1 protein-coding gene is annotated in these 528 nt (G+C 42.8%); it reads left to right on the top strand.

Going from position 1 to position 528, the window contains the following annotated elements:
• Window positions 1–528 (top strand): hypothetical protein (locus tag WA338_RS18880; RefSeq protein WP_336094578.1); only part of this gene is annotated, 528 nt, incomplete at both ends.

The raw sequence follows: 528 nt of genomic DNA, 5'->3' as shown, positions 1-528 counted from the left end.
GACTAATTTAGACCGTGCCTCTGCTACAGGAAATAATGATGGAAGTGATTGGAGCAATGCTTTTACACGTCTAGAAAGTGCCTTAGCCCTACAGGAAACCTGTAACTTTAGAGGGGAAATAAGGATTGCCGGTGGGCAAACCTTCTATCCCTCAACGGCACGATTGTGTACCTCCGGATGTGATAATCCAAGGGCAAAATATTTTTTAATCCATAAGGATATTCAGCTAAAAGGCAGTTTTGTGGTAGGAACTGATACGCAGGATTTTTCTAATCCAACACGCTTAAGTGGAGACATCGGTGTGCCTGATGATAAAGAGGACAATAGCTATCATGTAGTGGTGACAAAAAACCTTAGTACGGCTGCGCTAATTGAGGGGTTCGATATCACGCTGGGAAATGCAAATGGTTCAGGTGTGGCGCGTATTGATGACACATCTGTAGGAAATAACCACGGTGCAGGGATGTATAATACTTCGGCCTTTCCAACCCTTATCAATATACATTTTAGTAAGAATTCAGCAGATCT

Origin of the sequence: Leeuwenhoekiella sp. CH_XMU1409-2 (assembly GCF_037029365.1) — a bacterium.
GTDB classification, from domain to species: domain Bacteria; phylum Bacteroidota; class Bacteroidia; order Flavobacteriales; family Flavobacteriaceae; genus Leeuwenhoekiella; species Leeuwenhoekiella blandensis.
This window is presented reverse-complemented; position numbering and strand designations above follow the sequence as displayed.